This is a genomic window from Deltaproteobacteria bacterium (assembly GCA_016218975.1).
Lineage (GTDB): Bacteria > Desulfobacterota > Deferrimicrobia > Deferrimicrobiales > Deferrimicrobiaceae > JAENIX01.
The window spans coordinates 1-3,567 of the sequence record JACRCO010000089.1; the positions used below are offsets into that span (position 1 = coordinate 1).

4 protein-coding genes are annotated in these 3,567 nt (G+C 58.1%); 1 reads left to right on the forward strand and 3 read right to left on the reverse strand.

Annotated elements, in window-relative coordinates; genetic code table 11:
• Positions 1–339 precede the first annotated feature (339 nt).
• Positions 340–570 (forward strand): hypothetical protein, encoded by a 231-nt coding sequence (locus HY896_13060; protein ID MBI5577274.1) that lies wholly within the window; start codon positions 340–342, stop codon positions 568–570.
• 21 nt (positions 571–591) lie between these two features.
• Here the strand turns inward: HY896_13060 and HY896_13065 are convergent, their stop codons facing one another.
• From HY896_13065 to HY896_13075, 3 genes are all read right to left on the reverse strand, one after another.
• A complete protein-coding gene (locus tag HY896_13065) occupies positions 592–2,244 on the reverse strand; it encodes an MCP four helix bundle domain-containing protein (GenBank protein MBI5577275.1) in 1,653 nt (550 codons plus the stop codon).
• A 233-nt stretch (positions 2,245–2,477) separates the two neighbouring features.
• Positions 2,478–2,852: a hypothetical protein gene (locus HY896_13070; GenBank protein MBI5577276.1), complete on the reverse strand. Its 375-nt coding sequence runs from the start codon at positions 2,850–2,852 to the stop codon at positions 2,478–2,480.
• Positions 2,853–2,954: 102 nt separating this feature from the next.
• On the reverse strand, positions 2,955–3,341 hold the full coding sequence (locus tag HY896_13075; GenBank protein MBI5577277.1) for a hypothetical protein: 387 nt from the start codon (positions 3,339–3,341) through the stop codon (positions 2,955–2,957).
• Positions 3,342–3,567: the final 226 nt, after the last annotated feature.

The following is a 3,567-nucleotide window of genomic DNA, read 5'->3' on the forward strand; positions in this document are numbered from 1 at the left end:
AGGGCGACGCAGGCGTAGTTTACACTACGTCGAGGAGCCCGACCGAGCGCAACGCAGTAGACATGGCCGCTCCCGCCATCCATGGCTCCCGCGGCACTTGTCCATCCATGGACGTCGCCCGTATCCGCCGCCGCAGCAGAAGCATGGCGAGAAATGCGGGCTAGCCTCTCCGGCCGAGGGGGCGGCCGGTTTCCGGGACTATTTCGGGTTTTTCATTTTTATATGGACTTTTTCTTATATTTGTTAGATATAGTTTATTACATGTACTAATTTTATGTCTAATTTTACATCCAATTAGGTTGAGAATAAGGGTAACCGCATATAACGGAAGGGGGACGCATGAGGCCCGTTACCGTTTATCGGGTTGACTACGCGAAAAAAACCAGGGTGGTAATCGGTACGGTGATCGAAAGGCGCGGTAAAGACCGCGGGAACAATCTTAAGGGGCTTCTCTTTCTCGCGAGAAAAATGTTCTCCTCCACGCCGCAGGAAGCCTTCCTCACGGCCCTGGACTGGCAGGAAGCCAGGATGGCGCAGGGACCGGGAGGGCAAGCCCTCCCGTCCCAGTAAGGTCCCTTACCCACCCCTTGTTCACGCGATTCGGAATTGACCGACAATACCTTTTAAATCGGACGCCAGCCGTGACAGTTGAGTGGCCGCGGATGACACCTGGACCGACCCCGCAGAGGTGTTTTTCGAGACGCCGGCAATCGACTCGATGTCTCCGCCGATGGTACCGGCGACGCTGGACATCTCCTCGATCGCCGCGGCGATCTGCTGGATCATGGATTGCAGCTCGCCGACGCTCGCCACGATCTTGTCGAGGGCTTCGCCGGCCTGGGCGGAAAGATCGACCCCGACCTCGACCCTTTGCGTCACCTGTTGCATCGAGGAAATCGTCTGTTGGACCTCGTTCTGGATGCTCTTGATCATCGATGCGATTTGCGATGTGGCCTTCGCGGTCTTGTCCGATAACTTGTTCACCTCGTCGGCGACGACGGCAAATCCCCTTCCCTGCTCCCCGGCGCGCGCCGCTTCGATGGCGGCATTAAGGGCCAGGAGCTGGGTCTGGCCGGCGATTTCGGTGATGACGCCGACGATCTCTCCGATCTGCGTCGACCGCTTGCCGAGGGAGGCGATCAGCGATGCCGATTCGTTGATCGTGTCCGCGATCGTCCGGACCTCTCCGATGGACTTGCCGACGATGCTTTTCCCCCGATCCGCGATCTTCGACGACTCCTTCGCCGATTCGGCGATGGACGTGACGTTCCTCGCCATGTCGACCGCTGTCTGCGTCATCTCCGCCGATGCCGACGCGATCTGGGACACCCTGCCCGCCTGCTCGGCAACCCCTTTGGACATTTCCCCGGAACTCGAAAGCAACTGCTCCCCGGCGGAAGCGACCTGGTCGGCCGTCGTTTTCGCGTTACCGACGATCTCCTTCAGCCGGGCGACCATGTTGTCCATCGCGAACAGAAGACTCGATGTGTCCTTCGTCTGTCTTTCGATGAGCATCGTCAGGTCGCCGTCCGCAACCCGCCGCGCGACTCCGGCGACATAAGCCGGGTCGCCCCCGAGCTGTTGGAGCAGGTTGCGCGCGAGGAAGATTCCCAGCGCCGTCGACATGCACACGAGCATCGCGCCCACCAGGACGATGAGAACCTTTATCCTGCGGGCGGCGCCGCGCGAGGCCACGCCGATCTCGTCGGACCGCTTCGCCTGGGCTTCGATCAGGGTGTTCAGCGCCTTGACGGACTCCGCGCCCGACAGGAGGATCGTGCGGGAACGGAATTCCGCGGCTTCCTTGATTTTGCCGGACTCCATGAGCTCGAACCATCCCGGACGGTCCGCTTTGTACTTCTCATACGCCCCCGTCAGCCGCTTGAGCGCGTTGCCCGCCTCGTCGGACATGTTCCGGGTCGCGTAGCGCTTCAGGTTTTCGTCCATCGCGGCGAACCACTTCGGGCTCTCGTCGATGATTTTTTTACGCGAAGCCCGTTCCGGCACGGCCAGGTACTGCGAGACACCGTAACGGAGCTGCCACATCGCGTCCGCCGTATTCGCGAGGTCGCGGGTGGCGAGGACGCCGTCCCTGCCGATTTCTTCAAGTTTCGAAGAGAGACTGACCGCTCCCAGGAAACCAATGAGAGCGATGGTGACCGTGAACGCCACCGTTATCGCAATGAGCACAGTGATACGCTTCTTTACCGTCATCTTGCACCCCCACTTCTTCGAAACTGCCATTTATTATCGGTATATACATGTAGATACTTTAGCTGCCGATATTTGCGAAACCGCGAATAATAAAAGGCATTTTTCTGGCGATAAACGTGGTTTTATAGATTGGGAGAAGATAAAACGCCGGGTCGGCTGCCACTACGGCGAACCGTACCCGGCGCATTACCTGAATCGCGGATGCAGGCCGGGACGACACGCGGGAGCACGCGTCCCGGCGCCGATCGGGATGAAGCGCCCGATCAGAGCGCGGCGGATTTCTCCTTTCCTCTTTCCTTCTCCTTTCCCGTTTCCCTCCGGTCCGGCATCGCCGCGATCTTCATGTACTCGTCCCGGATGTACTGCTTGAAGTTGCGGACGGCCTGCTTCACGGCGGCGTCCTCCGGCGACTTCCCTTCCTCCGACGGGCGCAGAAGCTCGTAATAACGGACCCCGCCCGCCGTGGCGTAAGACCGGGAGGGAACAAGCACCGTCGGCTCCTCCCCCTTTTTCGACCGCCAGACCGAACACCCGACCAGCTTGAGTCCGGAAAGGAGCCCTTCCTCGAAATGGATTTCCACATCCGCCAGCCTGGATTCCGGCGTACCGCCGTGGTTCAACACGTAATGCACTCTCATGGCCCGACCTCCTTGGGGAGTTGATGAAGGCCATGAGGGCAATCACCGTGCCATATGTAAATGCAGACCGGGGTGCGGATCCCCGTACCGATAGAGCCCTTCCTATCTTTTCACGTCAATCACGCCTTCAAGGACCGTTTCACGGTTTATCTTATAGCCATCTACCGACGGAGCCCCATACTTGATGAACTTGGCAAACTCCTTGATCCCCCAGTAAACTTGCATGCACCCGTAGATTCCCCAGAATCCGCCGGCCCCTTTAATATTTCCCGCAAGATTCATCAGACCGGCTGCAATCAGCCCCGCTCCGATCAAAAGGAACATTCCCCTATGCATGACGACCAGGGAAAATACTCCAAGGGGAAGCAGAACAAACCCCCATTCCCGGGAAAACACCGGAACAAAGAAGTGAAGCATTCCCATCGCAAGAAGCCCGATCCCCCATCCCCTTAAATCCTTTTCCATGGACATGGCGCTTTTACCGGTCATTTCGAACCTCCCCGCAGTCAGGATTTCGCGGATCGTTCCCATCCGCGTCCTATTTACGAGGCTGCACGCCGATTTCTCGCGCGGTCCGCTCAACTTCGACACTTGAAGCCCGATTTTACGCTTGGCCGTGTTGATTTCAATGGGATTTTACCGCAATTTCCGCCGAACCTTGTAGTACATATATAACCCCACATATATCTTGACACACAAGGAGTGGCATGAGATA